Origin of the sequence: Mesorhizobium sp. M5C.F.Ca.IN.020.32.2.1 (assembly GCF_004023105.1) — a bacterium.
Lineage (GTDB): Bacteria > Pseudomonadota > Alphaproteobacteria > Rhizobiales > Rhizobiaceae > Mesorhizobium > Mesorhizobium wenxiniae.
This window is the reverse complement of record NZ_RZSX01001020.1, coordinates 1-2,069: the sequence shown is the minus strand read 5'-3', so window position 1 is coordinate 2,069 and position 2,069 is coordinate 1. Positions and strand designations below refer to the sequence as shown.

The following is a 2,069-nucleotide window of genomic DNA, read 5'->3' as shown; positions in this document are numbered from 1 at the left end:
GCCTGCAAGGGCGCAGCATCCTCAAGCAGGCGCTCGAGCGCCTCGGCGACCGGAAGCAGTGCCATTATTGGCCTGCCCCCTTGGCGTCCGCCTTGTAGTCGCCGGATTTGCCGCCGGTCTTTTCCACCAGCCTGATGCCCGAGATCACCATGGCGCGGTCAACCGCCTTGGCCATGTCATAGATGGTCAGGCAGGCGACCGAGACGGCGGTCAGCGCTTCCATCTCGACGCCGGTCTTACCTGCGACGCGGGCCAGCGCCGTGACCTTCAGGCCTGGCAGCGTCGCGTCCGGTTCGATGTCAACGGATATCTTGGTCAACAGCAGCGGATGGCAGAGCGGGATCAGCTCATGCGTTCTCTTGGCCGCCATGATGCCGGCGATGCGCGCCGTGCCCAGCACGTCGCCCTTCTTGGCATCGCCGTCGAGAATCATCTTCAGCGTTTCGGGCCGCATCGCGACAAGACCTTCGGCGATTGCCGTGCGCGTCGTCTCCGCCTTGTCGCCGACATCGACCATATTGGCTTCGCCTTTCGGGCCAAGATGGGTGAGGGCGGCCGTCATCGTCAGTCAGCCTTAGAGCGACGTGCGTCCGTTTGGACGCGCAAAGTACGCTCTAGCACTTTGAATCTATGCATCGTGCTCTCCGAAAATCGATTCCGATTTTGGGGCCGATGCAATGGCGGGCGCCTTTCCCGTCAAAAGCAGGCGCGTCGCAGTGGCCACATTCTGTTGCCGCATCAAGCTCTCGCCGACGAGGAACGTACCGATGTCGCTCAGTTCCAGCCTGCGGCAGTCTTCGTGCGAGAAAATACCGCTCTCGCTGACCAGCAGGCGGTCTGCCGGCACCATCTTCGCGAGCCGCTCCGAGGTCTCGATGCTGGTTTCGAACGTCCGGAGATTGCGGTTGTTGATGCCGATCAGCCGCGACGACAGTTTCAGCGCGCGTTCCGTCTCGGCCTCGTCATGCACTTCGACCAGTGCGTCCATGCCGAGTTCGAACGCCGTCGTTTCGAGTTCGCTGGCCACGGCGTCATCGACGCTCGCCATGATGATCAGGATGGCATCCGCGCCCCACGCACGGGCTTCGAACACCTGATAGGGCTCGAACAGAAAATCCTTGCGCAAAGCGGGCAATGTCACGGCGTTGCGCGCATCGGTGAGGAATTCAGGCGCGCCCTGGAAGGACGGCGCGTCGGTCAGCACCGAAAGGCAGGCAGCACCACCTTTCGCATAGGCCCTGGCCAATGCCGGCGGATCGAAATCGGCGCGGATCAGGCCCTTGGACGGGCTCGCCTTCTTGATCTCGGCGATCAGCGCGAAGCTGCCGGATTTGCGCTTGGCTTCAAGAGCCGAGAGAAAGCCGCGCGCTGCATCGGTGTCCTTCGCCCGCGCCTTGATCTCGGCAAGCGGCACGCGCGCCTTCGCCGCAGCGATCTCGTCGCGCTTGTAGGCTTCGATCTTGCGCAGGATATCAGACACGGCTCTATCCGTTCGAAATCTCGACCAGCCGGTCGAGCACTTTCAGCGACCGGCCGCTGTCGATAGCTTGCGCCGCCGTCGCCATGCCGTCGGCAAGCGTCGTCGCCTTGCCCGCCACCACCAGTCCGGCGCCGGCGTTCATCAGCACTGTATCACGAAAGGCGCCGGCAGCGCCGCCCAGCATATCGCGCAGCGCCTGGGCGTTGTAGGCGGCGTCGCCGCCGCGCAACTCGTCCTTGGTGTGCCGCTTCAGCCCGACCGCTTCCGGGGTCAGTGAAAAGCTGCGGATCTCGCCGCCGACCAGTTCGGCCACTTGGGTCTCACCGGTGGTGGTGATCTCGTCATAGCCGTCGCCATGGGCGACCCAGGCGTGGTCGGCGCCCAGCGCCTTCAGCGTCTCGGCCACCGGCATGATCCATTCAGGCAAGAAGACGCCGACCATCTGCCGGCTCACACTGGCCGGATTGGAGAGCGGGCCAAGCAGGTTGAAGATGGTGCGGGTGCCGAGCTCGACGCGGATCGGGCCGACATGCTTCATCGCCGGATGATGCGCCGGCGCGAACATGAAGCCGACGCCTGTGTCGTGGAT

3 protein-coding genes are annotated in these 2,069 nt (G+C 64.1%); all 3 read right to left on the bottom strand.

Features of this window, described 5'->3' with window-relative positions:
* Nucleotides 1–64: 64 nt before the first annotated feature.
* On the bottom strand, nucleotides 65–562 hold the full coding sequence (moaC, locus tag EOA86_RS32275) for a cyclic pyranopterin monophosphate synthase MoaC (RefSeq protein WP_095520387.1): 498 nt from the start codon (nucleotides 560–562) through the stop codon (nucleotides 65–67).
* Between the two features lie 66 nt (nucleotides 563–628).
* Nucleotides 629–1,480: an indole-3-glycerol phosphate synthase TrpC gene (gene trpC / locus EOA86_RS32270; RefSeq protein ID WP_128345301.1), complete on the bottom strand. Its 852-nt coding sequence runs from the start codon at nucleotides 1,478–1,480 to the stop codon at nucleotides 629–631.
* 4 nt (nucleotides 1,481–1,484) lie between these two features.
* Nucleotides 1,485–2,069: anthranilate phosphoribosyltransferase (gene trpD / locus EOA86_RS32265; protein ID WP_128345300.1), on the bottom strand; the 585-nt coding region annotated here is incomplete at its 5' end.

Coding starts and splice junctions, on each gene's coding strand:
- moaC (WP_095520387.1), bottom strand. CDS start 562: ATGACGGCCGCCCTCACCCATCTTGGCCCGAAAGGCGAAGCCAATATG.